This window comes from Pantoea sp. OVA07A, assembly GCF_019969975.1.
Lineage (GTDB): Bacteria > Pseudomonadota > Gammaproteobacteria > Enterobacterales > Enterobacteriaceae > Pantoea > Pantoea agglomerans.
Window position 1 is genome coordinate 404,981 of record NZ_JAHXYM010000002.1, and the last position, 19,091, is coordinate 424,071.

The window sequence follows — 19,091 nt, forward strand, 5'->3', positions numbered from 1 at the left end:
TTAGTTCATCAGGCGGCGCGCTAAATATTCACAATAGGGCGCGAATTCTACGCAAAACTCCAGAAGAAGACAAGAGCACTTTGCACACTCTTGCAGAAAAAAAACACAGGCTGAATGCAACCGTTTCTCAGGCAGAAAATTCAAGTACAATCAGTAACAGATTACCTGAACGCTGGCTGGGTAAAAGCACTTACCATGGCAGAGATAACGAGTCATAGCTGAAAAGACGAATGAACTTAGAACAGATTAATGAATTAACCGCACAGGATATGGCTGCCGTTAACCAGACCATCCTCGACCAGCTGAATTCAGATGTCTCGCTCATCAACCAGTTGGGCTACTACATCATCAGTGGTGGGGGCAAGCGTATCCGTCCCATGATTGCCGTGCTATCCGCACGTGCCATGGGCTACAAGGGCGATCTGCACGTGACCAATGCGGCGCTGATCGAATTTATCCACACCGCCACGCTGCTGCATGACGATGTCGTGGATGAATCCGATATGCGTCGTGGCAAAGCGACCGCGAACGCGGCGTTTGGCAATGCGGCAAGCGTGCTGGTCGGTGATTTTATTTACACCCGCGCCTTCCAGATGATGACCAGCATGGGTTCGCTGCGTATCCTGGCGCTGATGTCAGAAGCGGTAAACGTGATTGCTGAGGGCGAAGTCCTGCAGCTGATGAACGTCAACGATCCCGACATCACCGAAGAGAGCTACATGCGCGTGATTTACAGCAAGACCGCGCGTCTGTTTGAAGCGGCCTCGCAGGCCTCGGCGATACTGGCTGAAGCCACACCTGAAGAGGAAAAAGCGCTACAGGATTATGGACGCTATCTGGGCACCGCTTTCCAGTTAATTGACGACTTACTGGATTACAGTGCTGATGGCGAGACGCTGGGCAAAAATACCGGCGATGATCTGAGTGAAGGCAAACCCACGCTGCCACTGCTGCATGCTATGCAGCACGGCTCACCTGAGCAGGCGAAGATGATCCGTGAAGCCATTGAGCAGGGAAATGGCCGCCATCTGCTGGAACCGGTACTGGAAGCGATGAATCAGTGTGGTTCACTCGAATGGACGCGCAGCCGCGCCGAACAGGAAGCGGATAAAGCCATTGAAGCCTTGCGCATTCTGCCTGAATCGCCGTGGCGCAGTGCGCTGGAGTCGCTGGCGCACATGTCAGTTCAGCGCGATTTCTGATCCCTCACGGAGCCTGACAGGCTCCGTTTTTACGTCCCTGCTCTCACTTCTTTTTGTTACCTCTTAGCTGTTGCACTCCTTTTGCATGCCACCCCACAGATCAGATGCTGGATCCAAATATTACTGGAAACTAATGGGAACTATTTGCTATAAAAACCTCAATCTTTCCAGATAACGGTAAAAAGGAAAGCTCACGTCCTGCGGGACGACGCAATGACAGGGAAAAGGAGAACAGGATATGCAAAAAAGGATGGAAGACTGGCACCCGGCTGACATTATCGCGGCGCTGCATAAGCGTGGAATGACACTCGCGGCGCTGTCACGCGCAGCAGGTCTCAGTTCATCAACGCTGGCTAATGCGCTCACGCGTCCATGGCCCAAGGGCGAATGGTTGATCGCTGACGCGATCAAGGTTCATCCTTGTGAGATCTGGCCCAGCCGCTATTACGATCCCGAGACCCACTGCCTGCTGGATCGCAGAAAACGTATCCGGGCGCCTGTCGATCATTCCGATACCGCCTGAAAACTCAGGCGATCCTCAGGCGAAAAAAAACCAGCCCCCAAAGGGGGCTGGCTCTTTCAGAGCATCTGCGGGATTACTCTTCGCTGACGCGCTCGATGTTTGCGCCCATGGCTTTCAGCTTATCTTCAATGTGCTCATAGCCACGATCGATGTGATAAATGCGATCAACAAACGTCGTTCCTTCCGCAATACAACCGGCCAGAACCAGGCTGGCAGACGCACGCAAATCGGTCGCCATCACCTGCGCACCTGACAGGGTTTCAACCCCATGACAGATCGCCGTGTTGCTCTCAATCTCAGCATGTCCGCCCATACGAATCAGTTCCGGGATATGCATGAAACGGTTTTCGAAGATGGTTTCGGTAATCACGCCCGTGCCTTCCGCAACCATGTTTAGCAGTGTGAACTGCGCCTGCATATCGGTCGGGAAACCTGGATGCGGTGCAGTGCGCACGTTGACCGCTTTTGGCCGCTTGCCGTGCATATCCAGACTGATCCAGTCTTCACCGGTTTCGATATCGGCACCCGCATCACGCAGCTTGGCCAGCACAGCATCCAGCGTATCCGGCTGGGTTTTGTGACACATCACTTTGCCACCCGAAATGGCCGCAGCCACCAGGAAGGTACCGGTTTCGATACGATCCGGCAGGACACGATAAACACCGCCACCCAGACGCTCTACGCCTTCGATGGTGATTTTATCGCTGCCTGCACCACTGATTCTGGCGCCCAGGGTGTTAAGGAAGTTGGCGGTATCGACAATTTCCGGCTCACGCGCCGCATTCTCAATCACGGTGGTACCGGTCGCCAGCGTCGCAGCACTCATGATGGTCACGGTCGCGCCGACGCTGATTTTGTCCATGACAATCAGTGCGCCCTTCAGGCGGCCATTGACTGACGCTTTCACGTAGCCCTCTTCCAGCTTGATCTCGGCACCCAGCTGTTCAAGACCGGTGATGTGCAGATCAACCGGACGCGCGCCGATAGCGCAGCCACCCGGCAGGGAAACCTGACCCTGACCAAAACGCGCCACCAGCGGGCCCAGCGCCCAGATTGAGGCACGCATAGTTTTGACCAGATCGTAAGGCGCACAAAATACATCTACCGCGCTGGCATCGACATGCACAGAACCGTTGCGTTCCACCTTCGCACCCAGCTGGCTCAGCAGCTTCATGGTGGTATCAATGTCGCGCAGCTTTGGCACATTCTGGATCTCGACCGGCTCTTCAGCCAGCAGCGCAGCAAACAGAATAGGAAGCGCGGCGTTCTTTGCCCCGGAAATGGTTACTTCACCACTTAAGCGGGTGGGGCCTTGCACACGAAATTTGTCCATTAACACGGCTCTCAATTAACTAGCTAAAGATTGGACTCGCCAGCGACGAGTTCACCACGCTGGGGATCAGAAACCGTTGAGTTTACGGTCACGCGCCCATTCAGCGGGAGTATAGGTTTTGATAGAGACAGCATGAATGCGGTTATCCGCGATAAATTCCATCAGCGGCGCGTAGACAGCCTGCTGCTTTTTTACGCGGCTCAGTTCGCCAAACAGTTCGCCTACGGCGATCACCTGAAAATGGCTGCCATCATTGCTCATCACATGCACTTCATCTAAAGGCAATGCTGCCATCAGCACGGCCTGAATTTCACTGTTTTCCATTGGGCTTAACTTCACTTAATAATAATAAGGCTGACATAGTAGAGGAAAGCGGCTGACTCTTAAATACGCAAAAGCCCCTGTTGAAAACAGGGGCTTAGCATAACAACCGGATATCAGGCGCTTTTATCCGCAGAAACAATAATCTGTTGCAGATTGTAAAGCGTTATCAGCGAATGCAGTTTGTCGCTGATGCCCGTAAAGCGAGGGGTAATACCCTGTGCCCGCGCGATTTCCCGCAGATGCACCAGCAGGGCAAGCCCGGAAGAGTCCACACGCTCCAGCGCCGCGACGTCGATGGTATCGACATCTTTAATCAGCGTTTCACGTTGATGCCACAGGCTCATCAGCGTGTCGCGATCCAGTTCGCCTTTCAGTAATAGCGTGCTGGCTTCCCGCTCCCAGCGTAACGATTCGTGCATTATTGTTGTTTATCCAGCGTGATTGGCTGTGCCGCAGAAGATTTCAGCTGCGCCGTCAGACCATCAATACCTTTGGTACGTAACAGATCGCTCCACTCATTTTGTTTGGTGGTGATCATGCTGACGCCTTCAGCAATCATGTCATACGCCTGCCAGTTACCGCTCTGGCTGTTTTTACGCCACTGGAAGTCGAGGCGAACCGGTGGACGGCCATTTGGATCGATAATGGAAACGCGAATAGCGACAATCTGGGCATCGCCTAACGGCTGCTCAGGCTGAATCTGGTAGCTCTGTCCGTTGTACAGTGCCAGTGCCTGACCATAAGCCTGCGCCAGATAGTCACCAAAGGCGCTGAAGTAGGCTTCACGCTGAGCGGGCGTCGAATCACGATAGTAGCGGCCCAGCACTAACGCGCCCGCATATTTGATCTGTACATAAGGCAGCAGCTCCTGACGCACAATCTGACGCAGGTAGTTAGGGTCCTGCTTGATTTTCGGCTGCTCGTTTTTCAGACGGGTGAACGTCTTTTGCGCCGCTTCATTCATCAGTTTGTAGGGGTTGCTCTGATCGGCTGCGGTTGCCGTCAGCGGTACCGCAACCACCAGCATGGCAATCATCAGTAAACGTTTAAACATGGTATACCCTCTTCTTTAAGGTTGAGCCGGTGCCGCAGGCGCAGCACTGTCGCCTTCCTGCGCATCCTTGTTTTCACTGTTTTGTTTATTATCGCCGCTCTTATAAAGGAACTGACCGATCAGGTCTTCGAGCACCATGGCGGATTTCGTATCGCGCAGCGTATCGCCATCTTTCAGCATCGCCGAACCCAGTTCAGGATCGTCAAATCCTAAATTGAGTGCCAGGAATTGCTCACCCAGTAGTCCCTGAGTGCGAACCGCCAGCGAGCTGGTGTCTGAAATTTTATTCGCATACTGATCGCTGATGTCCATGGTGACACGCGGCAGCAGCGTTTTCGGCTCTAACTCAATGTCGGTCACCCGGCCAATCACCACCCCACCAATCTTGACCGGCGAACTGGCTTTGAGACCACCAATATTGTCAAAGGTGGCGTAGAGCTTCCACGTCGGCTCGGTGCCCATTGACTTTAAATCGGCGACGCGCAGCGCGAGAAACAGCGCCGCCAGCAACGCCATAATCATAAATATGCCAACCCAGATTTCGCTTTTTTTGCTTTGCATTGCATCAATTCCCAAACATCAGTGCTGTCAGCACAAAATCCAATCCGAGCACCGCCAGTGACGCGTGCACCACAGTGCGCGTCGTCGCGCGACTGATCCCTTCAGAGGTTGGAATCGCATCATAGCCGTTAAACAGCGCAATCCACGTCACGGTAATGGCAAATACCGCACTTTTAATCAGGCAGTTAACCACATCGGCACGAAAATCGACGGCATTCTGCATCGCCGACCAGAAGAAACCAGGATCAATCCCTTTCCAGCTCACCCCGACCAGCGCCCCACCGGCAATCCCTACCGCGGTAAAAATCAGCGTCAGTAACGGCATACTGATAAAACCGGCCCAGAAGCGCGGCGAGACCACCCGGCGCAACGGGTCAACCGCCATCATCTCCATACTGGAGAGCTGTTCGGTGGCCTTCATCAGGCCGATTTCGGCGGTCAGTGCAGACCCTGCCCGTCCGGCGAACAGCAGCGCGGTCACAACCGGCCCCAGTTCGCGCAGCAATGACAGCGCCACCAGCATACCGAGGCTGGTTTCCGCGCCATAGGTGTTTAAGACCAGATAACCCTGAAGGCCAAGCACCATGCCGATAAACAGACCGGAAACCACGATGATCAGCAGCGACAGCACGCCGACGCTATAAAGTTGTTTAATCAGTAGCGGCGTGTGTCTGCGGAACGCTGGCTTGCCCACCAGCGCATGAAAGAGCATGAGTCCTGCGCGTCCAAAACTGGCGCACGTTTCAATTCCCTGACGTCCAAATGTCGCCAGCGCCTTCAACACCATCAGTTTAGTTACTCCCTGAGCCGGTTAAATCAGCGAGATAGTCGCCGGCAGGAAAACGGAAGGGAACCGGACCATCCGCATCGCCATCAATAAACTGGCGAACGCGCGGGTCATTGTTCGCTCGCAACTCCGGCGTGGTGCCGTGTGCGATAATTTTTTGTCCGGCCACGATATAGGCATAGTCCGCAATACTCAGTACTTCCGGTACGTCGTGCGAGACCACAATACAGGTCAGGCCCAGAGCATGGTTCAGTTCATCAATGAGTTTTACCAGCACACCCATCGTGATCGGATCCTGACCGACGAAAGGCTCATCAAACATGATCAGTTCCGGCTCCAGCGCGATAGCGCGCGCCAGTGCCACACGACGCGCCATTCCGCCCGACAGCTCCGCGGGCTTCAGCTGGGCCGCGCCACGCAGACCCACCGCTTCCAGCTTCATCAGCACTGTGCTGTGCAGCAACGGAGGAGGCAGACGGGTATGTTCACGCAGCGGCCAGGCAACATTTTCATAGACCGTCAGGTCAGTAAACAGCGCGCCAGACTGGAACAGCATGCTCATTTTTTTGCGCGCTTCGTACAATTTAGTGCGAGACAATGACGGAATGTTTTCACCACGGAAAAAGATTTCACCGCTGGTCGGCTGAAGTTGCCCCCCAATCAAGCGTAGCAGCGTGGTTTTTCCTATCCCCGACGGCCCCATTATCGCCGTCACTTTGCCTTTTGGCACGGTCAGCGAAATGTCATCGAAGATGGTGCGATCTCCGCGCGAAAAACTCACGCCACGAACCTCAACCAGATTCGATTGCTGCTGGATCATTATAACCTCTTGTAAGGATCGGGCGTAAACATGGGGTACGATGGTAGCCTGTTCGGTCCTGATTCACGATAGCTTTACAGAAACTTACCGCTAAGATTTGGCGAAAATGGTCATTAAATTTACTTTTGCCGTCCGGACGGTCAAAATCAGCGCCTGTCTCGCCAAACAGAACCTTAAACCGGTCGGGAAAGGCATTGCCGGCCTGGGTTTTTACGCAAGGATTTTTCATGTTCGTAGCTTCTGCACTGCTGATTATCGGTTTGCTTTTACTGGCATATGGTGCCGATCGTCTGGTGTTTAGCGCCTCTATACTGTGTCGATCATTTGGCATCCCGCCACTGATTATTGGCATGACCGTTGTCAGCATCGGCACCTCGCTGCCAGAGATGATCCTCTCCTTTTCCGCGGCGCAGCATGGCCAGATGGATCTTGCTGTTGGCACCGCGCTCGGCTCGAATATTACCAATATTTTACTCATCCTGGGTGCCGCTGCGCTTATGCACCCGCTCAGCGTCCATTCTAATCTGATACGCCGTGAACTACCGTTAATGTTGCTGGTTACCCTGCTCAGCGGTTTCATGCTGTTTGACAATCAGCTTAGTCGACTGGATGGAATAGGCCTGATCGCCATTGCCGCGATTTATCTGATGGTGGTGATTCGCATTGCGCGTAAAGCAGAACGGGATAACAACGACACCCTGACCCGCGAGCAGCTGGCCGAGCTGCCACGCGAAGAGAGCGGAAATACGGTGGCCTTTCTCTGGCTGGCCGTTGCGCTGATTATCCTGCCGATGTCGACACGAATGGTGATCGACAATGCCACGGCGTTTGCCGACTATTTTGGCGTCAGCGAGCTGGTGATGGGCCTGACGCTGATCGCCGTGGGCACCAGCCTGCCCGAGCTGGCAACGGTTATTGCCGGTGCGCTGAAAGGCGAAGATGATATCGCGATCGGCAATCTGATCGGCGCCAACATTTATAATATTGCCATTGTGCTGGGTCTGCCGGCGCTGATTCACCCTGGCAGTGTCGATTATCACGCCTTCGCCCGTGATTACTGGGTGATGCTGGGAGTCAGCGTGCTGTTTGCCCTGCTCTGCCTGCTACGTCGCCGCCGCGTTGGCCGTACGGCAGGCTTATTTTTACTCTGTGGTTTCTTCGTCTGGGTGACGCTGCTGTGGATGCAGCCGGCATTCATGGACGGCTAACAAGGACAGACTCACTATGTCATATCAGCAACCAACAGCATTTGATTTCCAGCAGGCGGGGAAAACCGTACTGCGCATTGAGCGCGAAGGTCTGGAACAACTCGATCAATATATTAACGACGATTTCGCCCGCGCCTGCGCCCTGATCTACGCCTGTCAGGGTAAAGTGGTGGTGATGGGCATGGGCAAGTCTGGCCATATCGGCAAAAAAATGGCGGCGACCTTTGCCAGTACTGGCACGCCCGCTTTTTTTGTTCATCCGGCCGAAGCCAGCCATGGCGATCTGGGCATGGTGAGCAAAAATGATGTGGTCATCGCCATCTCCAACAGCGGTGAGTCGAACGAAATCCTCGCGCTGATTCCGGTTTTAAAGCGTCAGCACATTACGCTGATCTGCATGACCGGAAGGCCTGACAGTGCGATGGGCCGGGTTGCCGATGTGCATCTGTGTGTCCATGTTCCGCAGGAAGCCTGCCCGCTGGGTCTGGCACCGACCACCAGCACCACGGCCACGCTGGTGATGGGTGACGCGCTGGCGGTTTCGCTGCTGGAAGCGCGCGGCTTCACCGCCGAAGACTTTGCTTTGTCCCATCCTGGCGGTGCGCTGGGCCGTAAACTGCTGCTGCATGTGGCTGATATCATGCACAGTGGCGATGAACTGCCGCACGTCACACGGGACGCCTCGCTGCGCGATGCGCTGCTGGAGATTACCCGCAAAAATCTGGGACTGACGGTGATCGTCGACGACCTGATGAAAATTGAAGGTATCTTTACCGATGGTGACCTGCGCCGCATCTTTGATATGGGCATCGATTTCCAGCGCGCCACCATCGGGGAAGTGATGACGCCAGGTGGCATCCGCGTCCGGCCTAATATGCTGGCGGTGGAAGCCCTGAACCTGATGCAGACCAAAAACATTACCTCGATTCTGGTGGCCGATGACGACCATCTGCTCGGTGTGGTACATATGCATGACATGCTGCGCGCTGGCGTAGTCTGAACAGGAAGAGAAAATGCAACAGGCAACCCACCCGATTGAAACCTGCTACGGCCCGGTCAGCGCTGACGTTATGGCGCGCGCCAGCAGGATTCGTCTGCTGATCTGCGATGTCGATGGCGTGATGTCCGACGGGGTGATCTACATGGGGAATAATGGCGAAGAGCTGAAGGCATTCAACGTGCGGGACGGTTACGGCGTTCGCTGTTTGCTGACCTCCGATGTGGAAGTGGCTATTATTACCGGCCGCAATGCCCGTCTGATGGAAGATCGCTGCAAAACGCTCGGCATCCGTCATCTTTATCAGGGACAATCGGATAAGCTTTTGGCCTATCGTGAACTTCTGGATAAACTGTCTCTTTCCGACGACCAGGTCGCCTACATCGGTGACGATCTGATCGACTGGCCGGTTATGGCGAAAGTGGGTTTAAGCGTGGCGGTGGCGGATGCACATCCGATCCTGTTGCCGCGCGCGCATTATGTCACGCGGATTGCCGGTGGACGCGGTGCAGTTCGCGAAGTATGTGACCTGATCTTAATGGCGCAGAACAAATTTGAGGATGCCAAAGGGCAATCAGTATGAGTAAAAGCAGGCGTTGGATAACGCTGATTCTGACCTTGATTGCACTGGTTTTGATCGGCTGGAATCTTACTAACCAGGATGACGATGGCACGCCAGTCGGCACGGACAGTCAGTCACCGACCTACACCAGTGCTGATTCACACACTGTGGTTTATAACCCGCAGGGCGCGCTGTCATATAAACTGGTCTCTGACAAAGTGACCTATTTCTCGGATGATGAACTGAGCTGGTTCGACAATCCGGTCATGACCACCTTTGATGAGAACAAAATCCCTACCTGGACGTTACGCGCGGATAAAGCAAAGCTCACCAAAGATCGTATGCTTTACCTGTATGGCCATGTTGAGCTGAATACGCTGACGCAGGATTCTCAGCTTGAGCGGATCAAAACCGATAACGCCCAGATTAATCTTGTCACTCAGGACGTTACCTCTGATGACCAGGTGACATTGTATGGCCGCAGTTTTAACTCCACCGGCATGAAAATGCGCGGCAATTTACGGACAAAAAACGCCGAGTTAATCGAGAAGGTCAAAACCTCTTATGAAATTCAAAATGAACAAAAATAGCCTGAAGCTTTTACTGGCCAGCATGCTGCTGGCAACCAGCGTTCCGGCGCTGGCTCTGACCGGTGACTCGGACAAGCCCGTCAATATTGACTCGCAGAATCAGGCGCTGGATTTGCAAGGCAATGTCGCGACCTTTACCGGCAATGTCATCGTGACGCAGGGCTCAATTAAAATCACGGCAGATAAAGTCGTGGTGACCCGTCCGGGCGGCGACAGCAAGAAAACCATCGTTGACGCCTACGGTAATCCCGCCACCTTCTATCAGATGCAGGACAGCGGTAAGCCGGTGCAGGGCCATGCCGCAAAACTGCACTATGAACTGGCTAACGATTTCGTTGAACTGACCGGCAATGCGTTCATTGAGCAGCAGGACAGCAACATCAAAGGCGATCGTATTACCTACCTGGTGAAAGAGCAGAAAATGCAGGCTTTCAGTCAGGGCCAGAACAAGCGCGTCACGACTGTACTGGTGCCGTCGCAACTTCAGGACAAAGGTTCGTCCAACAGCGGAAAGAAGAGTAACTGATAGCTATGGCCACATTAATCGCAGAAAACCTGGCGAAGGCATATAAAGGCCGTCGCGTGGTAGAAGATGTCAGCCTGCAGGTAAAATCCGGCGAGATTGTCGGCCTGCTAGGCCCGAACGGTGCCGGTAAAACCACCACCTTTTACATGGTAGTGGGCATTGTGCCGCGTGACGCTGGCCGCATTATTATTGATGATGAAGATATCAGTATCCTGCCGCTGCATGCCCGTGCGCGTCGTGGCATCGGCTATCTGCCGCAGGAGGCATCGATCTTCCGTCGCCTCAGCGTCTACGATAACCTGATGGCGGTCTTGCAGATCCGTGACGATCTGACCGAAGAGCAACGCCAGGATCGTGCCCGTGAGCTGATGGAAGAGTTTCACATTGAGCACCTGCGCGACAGCATGGGCCAGGCACTTTCAGGTGGTGAGCGACGTCGTGTTGAGATTGCGCGGGCACTGGCGGCTAATCCTAAATTTATCCTGCTGGATGAACCTTTTGCCGGTGTTGACCCCATCTCCGTTATCGACATTAAGAAGATCATTGAGCATCTGCGTGACAGCGGCCTCGGTGTGCTGATTACCGACCATAACGTACGCGAAACGTTAGCGGTCTGTGAGCGGGCTTATATCGTCAGCCAGGGGCACCTGATCGCACACGGCACACCGAATGAAATTCTTGCGGATGAGCAGGTTAAGCGGGTTTATTTGGGTGAAGAGTTCAGACTCTGATAAGGTGTCGTTAATACCGATGTTTACCTGGGAACGATCATCCTGTCTATGAAGCAAGGTTTACAACTCAGGTTCAGCCAACAGCTGGCAATGACTCCGCAATTGCAACAGGCGATTCGCCTGCTGCAACTCTCTACGCTTGAACTCCAGCAGGAGCTTCAGCTTGCGCTGGAAAGTAATCCGCTGCTTGAGCAGACTGACCTGCATGAAGAGATCGATTCACGGGAGTCTTCAGAGGCCGAGGCGCTGGATACACGCGAAGCGCTTGAGCAGAAAGAGATGCCTGATGAACTGCCGCTGGATGCGACCTGGGATGAGATCTACACCGCGGGTACGCCTTCCGGCACCGGCACCGATTACCAGGATGATGAGTTACCGGTTTATCAGGGCGAAACAACCCAGTCGCTGCAGGATTATCTGATGTGGCAGGTCGGCCTGACGCCGTTCAGCGATACCGATCGCGCCATTGCCACCTCTATTGTCGATGCTATTGATGACACCGGGTATCTCACCGTTTCGCTTGAGGAGATCCTTGACAGCATCGGCGATGATGAGCTCGAAGCGGATGAAGTTGAAGCGGTGCTGAAACGCATCCAGCGCTTTGACCCGATTGGTGTTGGCGCGCGCGACCTGCGTGACTGCCTGCTGGTGCAGCTTTCACAATATGCGCCCGAAACGCCGATGCTGGCAGAGGCGCGCCTGATCGTCAGCGAACATCTCGATCTGCTGGCAAACCACGATTTCCGCAGCCTGATGCGGGTCACACGCCTCAAAGAAGAGGTGCTGAAAGAGGCGATGCTGCTGATTCAGTCGCTGGACCCGCGTCCGGGTCAGTCGATCAACACCGGCGAACCAGAATATGTCATTCCCGATGTGCTGGTGCGTAAGATCGGCAGCCGCTGGACGGTTGAACTCAATGCCGATAGCGTGCCACGCCTGAAGATCAATCAGCACTATGCGGCAATGAGCGGCGCGACGCGGAACGACAGCGACAGCCAGTTCATTCGCAGTAATCTGCAGGAAGCCCGCTGGCTGATTAAGAGCCTGGAAAGCCGCAATGATACCCTGCTGAAAGTGACGCGCTGTATTGTTGAGCAACAGCAGGCCTTTTTCGAGCAGGGTGAAGAATTTATGCGCCCGATGGTGCTGGCGGATATCGCCCAGGCCGTTGAGATGCACGAATCGACCATCTCCCGCGTTACCACGCAGAAGTATCTGCACAGCCCGCGTGGCATTTTTGAACTGAAGTACTTTTTCTCCAGTCACGTGAATACCGAAGGTGGCGGTGAAGCCTCCTCTACCGCGATTCGTGCCCTGGTGAAAAAATTAATTTCGGCGGAAAATCCAGCCAAACCCTTGAGCGACAGTAAACTGACCTCCATGTTATCTGATCAGGGGATCATGGTGGCACGGCGTACCGTCGCCAAATATCGTGAGTCTTTATCCATCCCGCCATCGAACCAGCGTAAACAACTGGTTTGAAAGAAATGAGAAGGAAGACCTATGCAGCTGAACCTGACCGGGCAACACGTTGAAATCACTCCACCTCTGCGTGAATTCGTCAACGGTAAATTTGCCAAACTGGAACACTATTTTGAACATATCAATCAGGTCTATATTGTCCTGAAGGTTGAGAAAGTCACGCAGGTGGCTGACGCAACACTACACGTGAATGGTGGCGAGCTGCACGCCACATCCGAAGCGGAAGATATGTATGCGGCCATTGACGGACTGATCGATAAGCTCACCCGTCAGCTGACCAAACACAAAGATAAACTGAAAAAACACTAACCTTCACGCTAGCGACGCGCGCCTGGCGCGCAGAGCCGACAGGATGGGGCGGATAATCCGCCCCGTTTTGTCATCTGAGCAGGCGCCGTTTGTCACACGCGTCAATACGCGCTGGCGGTGAATGGCCTGGTGAACACGCAAGTGAAACGATAATGAACAACGATCTCACACTGGAATTGAGCACAGTGCTTTCGCCAGACTGCACCCGCAGCGGCGTCCACTGCCAGAGCAAAAAACGTGCGCTGGAAATCATCAGCGAACTGGCCGCTAAGCAGCTCAACCTGCCGCACCAGACGCTTTTCGAAGCGATCCTGACCCGCGAACGCATGGGCAGTACCGGTATTGGTAACGGGATAGCCATCCCGCACGGCAAGCTGGAAGAGGATACGCTGCGCGCGGTTGGGGTGTTTATCAGCCTCGAACAGCCGATTGCGTTTGATGCCGTCGACAACCAGCCGGTCGATCTGTTGTTTGCCTTACTGGTCCCGGCTGACCAGTGCAAAACACATCTGCACACCCTGTCACTGGTGGCAAAGCGTCTGGCAGATAAAACGGTTTGCCGTCGTCTGCGCGCAGCGCAGAGTGATGAAGAGCTCTATGCCATTATTACGGAAGTCCAGTCGGAGCAGTAACGCGTCTTTACCGGCCGGGTGCCGGTTTTAAAACGGGAGAGAAGGTCATGGTGCTGATGATCGTTAGCGGTCGTTCAGGCTCGGGGAAGTCAGTGGCGCTCCGTGCGCTGGAAGATATGGGGTTCTACTGCGTTGATAACCTGCCGGTCGTGCTGCTGCCTGAGTTAGCTAACTCGCTGGCTGAGCGCAATATTTCGGCGGCGGTCAGCATCGACGTGCGTAATATGCCAGAATCCCCGGAAATTTTTGAAACCGCACTGAATAATCTGCCTGATACATTTTCCCCTCAGCTGCTGTTTCTCGACGCCGATCGCAACACCCTGATTCGTCGTTACAGCGATACGCGCCGTCTGCATCCCCTCTCCAGCAAAAACCTCTCGCTGGAGAGCGCGATTGATGAAGAGAGCGATCTGCTGGAGCCACTTCGTTCGCGTGCCGATCTGATCATCGACACCTCAGAGATGTCGGTGCACGAGCTGGCAGAGATGCTGCGTACCCGCCTGCTGGGCAAGCGTGAACGTGAGCTGACCATGGTGTTTGAGTCGTTTGGCTTCAAGCATGGCATTCCGATTGACGCTGACTATGTATTTGACGTGCGCTTTCTGCCCAACCCCCACTGGGATCCCAAACTGCGCCCGATGACCGGCCTCGATCGTCCTGTGGCGGCCTTCCTTGATCGCCACACTGAAGTGCATAATTTTATCTACCAGACGCGCAGCTACCTTGAACTCTGGCTGCCGATGCTGGAGACCAATAACCGTAGCTATCTTACCGTGGCGATTGGCTGCACCGGCGGTAAACACCGCTCAGTCTATATTGCAGAACAGCTGGCAGATTACTTCCGTTCACGGGGTAAGAATGTGCAGTCACGCCATCGTACGCTGGAAAAGCGCAAATCATGACCGTCAGACAAACTGTAGAAATCAAAAATAAGCTGGGCATGCATGCACGTCCGGCGATGAAGTTATTTGAGCTGGTGCAGAGCTTTGATGCCGAAGTATTACTGCGCAATGAAGCGGGCACTGAAGCCGAAGCCAGCAGCGTGATTGCGCTGCTGATGCTCGACTCGGCAAAAGGCGGCCACATTGAGATTGAAGCCAGCGGCCCGGAGGAGATCCCGGCGCTGGCAGCGGTCATTGAGTTATTTGAAGCGGGTTTCGATGAAGATTAATGCTTAGTCGAGCTGATTACGCTGCAGGAAGCCTTCCCCACCAAGCTGGCGCATCTGACGCAGTATCCACTGCTGCCGCTCTCTGACGTAGCCTGAGGGTGCTGCAGCACGATAACGTATCGGATTAGGCAGCACCGCTGCCAGTAAGGCAGCATCTGCTGCGGTCAGCCGGCTGGCAGGCTTATGGAAGTAGCGCTGAGAAGCCGCCTCAACGCCAAAGATGCCGGGCCCGAACTCCGCAATATTGAGATAGACGGTTAAAATACGCCGCTTCGTCCAGACCGTTTCAATTCCTACCGTCAGACCCGCTTCTAGACCTTTACGCACCCAGCTGCGACCATCCCAGAGGAACAGATTCTTCGCCGTCTGTTGAGACAGCGTGGACGCCCCACGCATCCGGCTATCGCTGTTATCCAGTACAGACTCAATCGCCGCCACATCAAAGCCCCAATGGGTGGGAAACTTTTGATCTTCTGAGGCGATAACGGCCAGCCCCATCCAGGGCGAAATCTCGTCATGGCCGACCCAGTCTGAATGGGCGACATAACTAAAATCACCGCGTAACCAGGCTCCAATCTGTCGTTCAGCCATCACCGCTGAGAACGGCACGGGTAAGAACGAAAAGAGTAAAATGCCCGCCAGCCATATTCCCAGCCACACCAGTACGATACGACCAACAATACGTCTGATACGCTGTCCGACGCTTCCTTTATGCTTGTTCATGCAATCTTCCCACACTTGTTTCAGACGTTAATCAATCACTCATGTAATCACTGCTAAAAAAGCAGCCTTTTTACGATTATCGCTGAAAACTGACAGGCTGTTTCCAGACTTTATTCAATCATTTTGCATCAACATGCTGCAACAGTTCGAAATAGTTCAAGTACTTCCGCAAAAAAGGAATCGGTTCCATTCATTGCCATTGCTTAGCATCTTTCCAGATAAACACTTAATCATGAGTAATAAGCGCCCGCATGAATCATTTACCATGCTTAACTGTTATTATTTTCTTAATCCTGCCGCGCCCAAAGGTTAATCAGAATTATCGTTATAACGGATAAATAAGCAGCGCTTAATGGCGTCACGGGTTGCCAGAATGGCACTATTTCCTTCCAGGAATAACCCTGATAGCAGAACGACAGAAGGACAAACTTTTAGATTCTTTTTTATCATTCCAAATCGTTTTGGATAATTCGTGTCATTTCAGGCAGCGCGCTTGCAATATCAGCGCGTTAGCCTCACTCAAAAGGCAAATGTTAACGGCGGCTCACTTTGGTGCTGCTCAGCTTCAGTTTCCCTGCCCGGCAGCATTAAAACTACACGAAAAAGCGCAAAACTGATTAAAATAGCAGCAACACAGCACAGAAATTAATTCCTTACTTGACTGTGTTGCCAAATTAATGTTTTCTGTATTTAAACGCTGCTCAATATCACAAATTTTAATGAATCTTGTCGCATGAGAAGATGAATTTGCTAAGGTGATGACAGTGTTAACCAATACCCTGCGGCTGCATTAATTATTCAAATCATAGCGGCCGCAATGATTTCCCTGGTGTTGGCGCAGTATTTCGCGCACCCCGGCCTCGGCTGGGGTCATTTTTTTCCGGGGTATCACTTATCCTGCTCTGCCACCCAGTCGCGTAATACCTGCACATCGTGTCGCCATTCATGCTTCAGCTCATCAATCCATTCACCCACATTGTCCCACCACGCCGGTAACTCCGGACTCTGAATCTGTTTCGCCAGCATCTGCAAACGCTGCAGCCCGACCGAACCCGCCGCCCCTTTGATTTTGTGTCCCTCTTCAGCAATGCCTTTCTGATCGCGCGCCATCAGATTCGACTCCAGCACCGCAAGGTAGTCCGGCATCATCTTTTCAAACATCGTCAGACTTTGGGTAATCAGGCTGGGACCAACCAGCTCGATATACTGTTCGAGCATCGCGACATCCAGCAGCATCCGGGTTTTGTCATCGCTGACATCAGCGATCTCCTCTTCCGGTTCTGCCTGATAATCCCAGTACTTTTTAATCATCGCAGTGAGTGCCGGCACTGCCAGCGGTTTGCTGAGCACGTCATCCATTCCCGCATCGAAGTACTCTTTTTTGTCTTTGAGGACATTGGCGGTAAGAGCAACCAGCGGGGGCAGATGCGTTCCCTGGTACTGCTGGCGAATCGCACGTGAGACATCCAGCCCGGTCATATCGGGCAGCTGAATGTCCAGCAGCACCAGGTCAAACTCCAGCGGGTCAAACATCGCCAGCGCCTCGCTGCCGGTCATGGCGACCTCTACACTGCAGCCCAGCTTCTCCAGTACCGAGCGCGCCACAATCACATTGAGCTCAATATCTTCAACCAGCAGCACGTGCAGCGCAGGCAGTGGCAGGCTGTCGTCCACGCCTTCATCCTCCACCTCTTCAGCAATGCGTGGCGCTTTAATCTCTACGGTGAAGCAGGAACCCTGTCCCGGCGCACTGTGCACGCGGATATCACCGCCCATCGCCTGCGCCAGGCGGCGTGATACTGCCAGTCCGATGCCGGTACCGGTAGCCGGTTTACCACCATGCTGATCTTTGACCTGATAATACATAGCGAAGATCTTGTCCTGCTCCTCCTGACGGATACCCATGCCGGAGTCCTGCACCTCAAAGCGCAGCGTCTCGTCCTGCTCATAGGTTACCCGCACCACGATCTCGCCCTGCTGGGTGAACTTCACGGCGTTACCAATCAGGTTCCACAGAATCTGGCGCAGACGCGTTCCATCCGTCGAAATCATATGCGGCAGCGGCAGTTGCGGCGCGAGCACAAACTTCAGCCCTTTCGGCTGTGCCAGCAGGCCAGAGAGGTTTTCTAAATCGGCCAGGAAACCGGTGAAGTCGAGCGGCTGATTATCCAGCTGTACTTTACGGCGCTCGATTTTGTCCACCTCAATCACATCATTGAAGATGTTGCCCAGCGTGATGGCAGAGACGTGGATGGTTTTCAGGTATTTCAGCTGTTCCTGATTAAGGTCGGTGTCCAGCAGGATGCGGCTCAGGCCGACAATGCCATTAAGCGGCGTACGAAGCTCGTGGCTGATCGTAGAGATAAAGGTGGTCTTCTCACGGCTGGCGTTCTCTAACGCGTCCTGGTAGCGCTTACGTTCGGTTATATCGCGGCCAAAGCCCATCAATCCGCTGCGCTTACCCACGCGGTCGTAGTAAGGCACTTTACGGATCTCGAAGCAGGCTTTGCGTCCGTCGGGATATTGCAGCCACTGTTCATAGGTCAGCGAGACGTTGTGGCGGAACACCTTCTCGTCCGTTTCCAGCACCTTAGTGGCCGCTTCATCATCATAGATATCGCGCGGCGTCAGGCCAATCAGCTGCTTTTCGCTTTTGCCGGTCAGCAGCTCCATTGCACGGTTGCAGCCGGAGAACTGTTTATCGATGTTGCGATAGAACACCAGGTCAGGCGAGGCATCCAGGAAGGAGCGCAGGAAGGAGGATTGCTGTTCCAGCTCAATCTGTGCCTGCTCACGACGCGTTACCTCTTCACGCAGCTTATCCATCACCTGTTCGCGTGCCAGCTCCGCCTTTTTACGATCGCTGATCTCCTGATTCAGCTGCGTAATGGTCTCTTTCATCTGCTGATTGAGTTCCAGATCGCGGGTACGCATCTCTTCCAGCTTATCCACCAGCCGTGCCAGTCGTTGCCGTGACTCCTCCAGCTGATCGACCACCACCGAGAGAAAATAGACCGCCCAGGGCGTGATCAGCAGCCCGAAGAAGACCGAACGCACCACGTCAATGCTCTCGACATGGCCCCGCAGTACCATCGTGACCGCCATCTGGACAATCATCGCCAGCACCACCAGCGCAGACGCCAGCAGCAGCGAGAACCTCACCAGTCCAAGCTTCACCATTAAATCAACGTAGTACTGCGCCAACAGACGAATTTGTTTCATAACAACTCCCTGGAAGAGAAACAGCCTCATAATAGCGCAGTTAACCCGCTGCCGTCGCAGCACGTCGCGTGGAGATAAGGGATCAAATGCGCTTTTATGGTGCAGCAGCCTCGCCGATCGGCGACGTTAAGGACAAAGCGGTTAAAACCCTTGACTGACTGTGCCAAATGAATAATCTGTAAGGCCGCCAGCGAATCACCGATTTCTCTGTACGGCCTTTTTTCAATATCCTGGCAGCGTCCTGTTGCACAGGCACACCCTTTCATATGCATAGCCATTCATCTTTAATGCTGTTTTAAGCATGCCCATGCTGATTAATTTTTCTTATAACCAA

23 protein-coding genes are annotated in these 19,091 nt (G+C 53.8%); 13 read left to right on the plus strand and 10 right to left on the minus strand.

Annotation, left to right across the window (positions count from 1 at the left end; all coding sequences use genetic code 11):
* The first annotated feature begins 230 nt into the window (after window positions 1-230).
* The gene (ispB, locus tag LC417_RS10305) at window positions 231-1,202 is read left to right on the plus strand and encodes an octaprenyl diphosphate synthase (protein ID WP_008925415.1); all 972 of its coding nucleotides are present in this window, start codon (window positions 231-233) and stop codon (window positions 1,200-1,202) included.
* Between the two features lie 238 nt (window positions 1,203-1,440).
* Complete coding sequence (locus LC417_RS10310) at window positions 1,441-1,725, plus strand: helix-turn-helix transcriptional regulator (RefSeq protein ID WP_022625265.1); 285 nt, start codon at window positions 1,441-1,443, stop codon at window positions 1,723-1,725.
* 73 nt (window positions 1,726-1,798) lie between these two features.
* On the opposite strand, the gene murA is transcribed toward LC417_RS10310, so the two are convergent.
* From murA to LC417_RS10350, 8 genes are all read right to left on the minus strand, one after another.
* Window positions 1,799-3,058, minus strand: a complete 1,260-nt coding sequence (gene murA / locus LC417_RS10315) for a UDP-N-acetylglucosamine 1-carboxyvinyltransferase (protein ID WP_010251868.1) — start codon at window positions 3,056-3,058, stop codon at window positions 1,799-1,801.
* 66 nt (window positions 3,059-3,124) lie between these two features.
* Entirely contained in the window at window positions 3,125-3,382 is a 258-nt protein-coding gene (gene ibaG, locus LC417_RS10320) for a BolA family iron metabolism protein IbaG (RefSeq protein WP_010251880.1), read from the minus strand.
* A 113-nt stretch (window positions 3,383-3,495) separates the two neighbouring features.
* Complete coding sequence (mlaB, locus tag LC417_RS10325) at window positions 3,496-3,801, minus strand: lipid asymmetry maintenance protein MlaB (RefSeq protein ID WP_110331230.1); 306 nt, start codon at window positions 3,799-3,801, stop codon at window positions 3,496-3,498.
* Complete coding sequence (gene mlaC, locus LC417_RS10330) at window positions 3,801-4,436, minus strand: phospholipid-binding protein MlaC (RefSeq protein WP_010251887.1); 636 nt, start codon at window positions 4,434-4,436, stop codon at window positions 3,801-3,803. The genes mlaB and mlaC overlap by 1 nt, the downstream gene beginning before the upstream one ends.
* 15 nt (window positions 4,437-4,451) lie before the next feature.
* The gene (gene mlaD, locus LC417_RS10335) at window positions 4,452-4,997 is read right to left on the minus strand and encodes an outer membrane lipid asymmetry maintenance protein MlaD (protein WP_010251890.1); all 546 of its coding nucleotides are present in this window, start codon (window positions 4,995-4,997) and stop codon (window positions 4,452-4,454) included.
* Window positions 4,998-5,001: 4 nt separating this feature from the next.
* Complete coding sequence (mlaE, locus tag LC417_RS10340) at window positions 5,002-5,784, minus strand: lipid asymmetry maintenance ABC transporter permease subunit MlaE (RefSeq protein WP_010251894.1); 783 nt, start codon at window positions 5,782-5,784, stop codon at window positions 5,002-5,004.
* 4 nt (window positions 5,785-5,788) lie between these two features.
* Window positions 5,789-6,604: a phospholipid ABC transporter ATP-binding protein MlaF gene (mlaF, locus tag LC417_RS10345; RefSeq protein ID WP_010251897.1), complete on the minus strand. Its 816-nt coding sequence runs from the start codon at window positions 6,602-6,604 to the stop codon at window positions 5,789-5,791.
* Window positions 6,576-6,833, minus strand: coding sequence for a hypothetical protein (locus LC417_RS10350; protein WP_124889623.1), 258 nt, complete (start codon window positions 6,831-6,833; stop codon window positions 6,576-6,578). Before LC417_RS10350 ends, mlaF begins: the two co-directional genes overlap by 29 nt.
* On the opposite strand from LC417_RS10350, the gene LC417_RS10355 reads away from it, so the two are divergent.
* The 11 genes from LC417_RS10355 to npr all read left to right on the plus strand — a co-directional run bounded on the left by LC417_RS10355 (window position 6,832) and on the right by npr (window position 14,812).
* Window positions 6,832-7,812 carry a calcium/sodium antiporter gene (locus LC417_RS10355; RefSeq protein ID WP_010251901.1) on the plus strand — a complete coding sequence of 327 codons (981 nt, stop codon included), beginning with the start codon at window positions 6,832-6,834 and terminating at the stop codon, window positions 7,810-7,812. The two genes, LC417_RS10350 and LC417_RS10355, sit on opposite strands and share 2 nt — an antisense overlap.
* 16 nt (window positions 7,813-7,828) lie before the next feature.
* Complete coding sequence (kdsD, locus tag LC417_RS10360; RefSeq protein ID WP_010251903.1) at window positions 7,829-8,812, plus strand: arabinose-5-phosphate isomerase KdsD; 984 nt, start codon at window positions 7,829-7,831, stop codon at window positions 8,810-8,812.
* A gap of 13 nt (window positions 8,813-8,825) precedes the next feature.
* Entirely contained in the window at window positions 8,826-9,392 is a 567-nt protein-coding gene (kdsC, locus tag LC417_RS10365; protein ID WP_010251905.1) for a 3-deoxy-manno-octulosonate-8-phosphatase KdsC, read from the plus strand.
* On the plus strand, window positions 9,389-9,961 hold the full coding sequence (gene lptC / locus LC417_RS10370; RefSeq protein WP_010251907.1) for an LPS export ABC transporter periplasmic protein LptC: 573 nt from the start codon (window positions 9,389-9,391) through the stop codon (window positions 9,959-9,961). The genes kdsC and lptC overlap by 4 nt, the downstream gene beginning before the upstream one ends.
* Window positions 9,936-10,487 (plus strand): lipopolysaccharide ABC transporter substrate-binding protein LptA, encoded by a 552-nt coding sequence (gene lptA, locus LC417_RS10375; RefSeq protein WP_010672013.1) that lies wholly within the window; start codon window positions 9,936-9,938, stop codon window positions 10,485-10,487. The genes lptC and lptA overlap by 26 nt, the downstream gene beginning before the upstream one ends.
* A gap of 5 nt (window positions 10,488-10,492) precedes the next feature.
* Complete coding sequence (lptB, locus tag LC417_RS10380) at window positions 10,493-11,218, plus strand: LPS export ABC transporter ATP-binding protein (RefSeq protein ID WP_003851107.1); 726 nt, start codon at window positions 10,493-10,495, stop codon at window positions 11,216-11,218.
* A gap of 48 nt (window positions 11,219-11,266) precedes the next feature.
* Window positions 11,267-12,700 carry an RNA polymerase factor sigma-54 gene (rpoN, locus tag LC417_RS10385; RefSeq protein WP_010251911.1) on the plus strand — a complete coding sequence of 478 codons (1,434 nt, stop codon included), beginning with the start codon at window positions 11,267-11,269 and terminating at the stop codon, window positions 12,698-12,700.
* Window positions 12,701-12,721: 21 nt separating this feature from the next.
* Entirely contained in the window at window positions 12,722-13,009 is a 288-nt protein-coding gene (hpf, locus tag LC417_RS10390) for a ribosome hibernation promoting factor (RefSeq protein WP_010251913.1), read from the plus strand.
* A 152-nt stretch (window positions 13,010-13,161) separates the two neighbouring features.
* Window positions 13,162-13,641, plus strand: a complete 480-nt coding sequence (ptsN, locus tag LC417_RS10395; protein WP_010251916.1) for a PTS IIA-like nitrogen regulatory protein PtsN — start codon at window positions 13,162-13,164, stop codon at window positions 13,639-13,641.
* Window positions 13,642-13,688: 47 nt separating this feature from the next.
* Window positions 13,689-14,543: an RNase adapter RapZ gene (rapZ, locus tag LC417_RS10400; protein WP_010251920.1), complete on the plus strand. Its 855-nt coding sequence runs from the start codon at window positions 13,689-13,691 to the stop codon at window positions 14,541-14,543.
* On the plus strand, window positions 14,540-14,812 hold the full coding sequence (npr, locus tag LC417_RS10405; protein WP_010251923.1) for a PTS phosphocarrier protein NPr: 273 nt from the start codon (window positions 14,540-14,542) through the stop codon (window positions 14,810-14,812). Before rapZ ends, npr begins: the two co-directional genes overlap by 4 nt.
* 3 nt (window positions 14,813-14,815) lie before the next feature.
* Here npr and mtgA read toward each other — a convergent pair whose 3' ends face one another.
* Window positions 14,816-15,535, minus strand: a complete 720-nt coding sequence (gene mtgA, locus LC417_RS10410; protein WP_010251926.1) for a monofunctional biosynthetic peptidoglycan transglycosylase — start codon at window positions 15,533-15,535, stop codon at window positions 14,816-14,818.
* An 888-nt stretch (window positions 15,536-16,423) separates the two neighbouring features.
* On the minus strand, window positions 16,424-18,757 hold the full coding sequence (arcB, locus tag LC417_RS10415; protein ID WP_010251930.1) for an aerobic respiration two-component sensor histidine kinase ArcB: 2,334 nt from the start codon (window positions 18,755-18,757) through the stop codon (window positions 16,424-16,426).
* Window positions 18,758-19,091 lie beyond the last annotated feature (334 nt).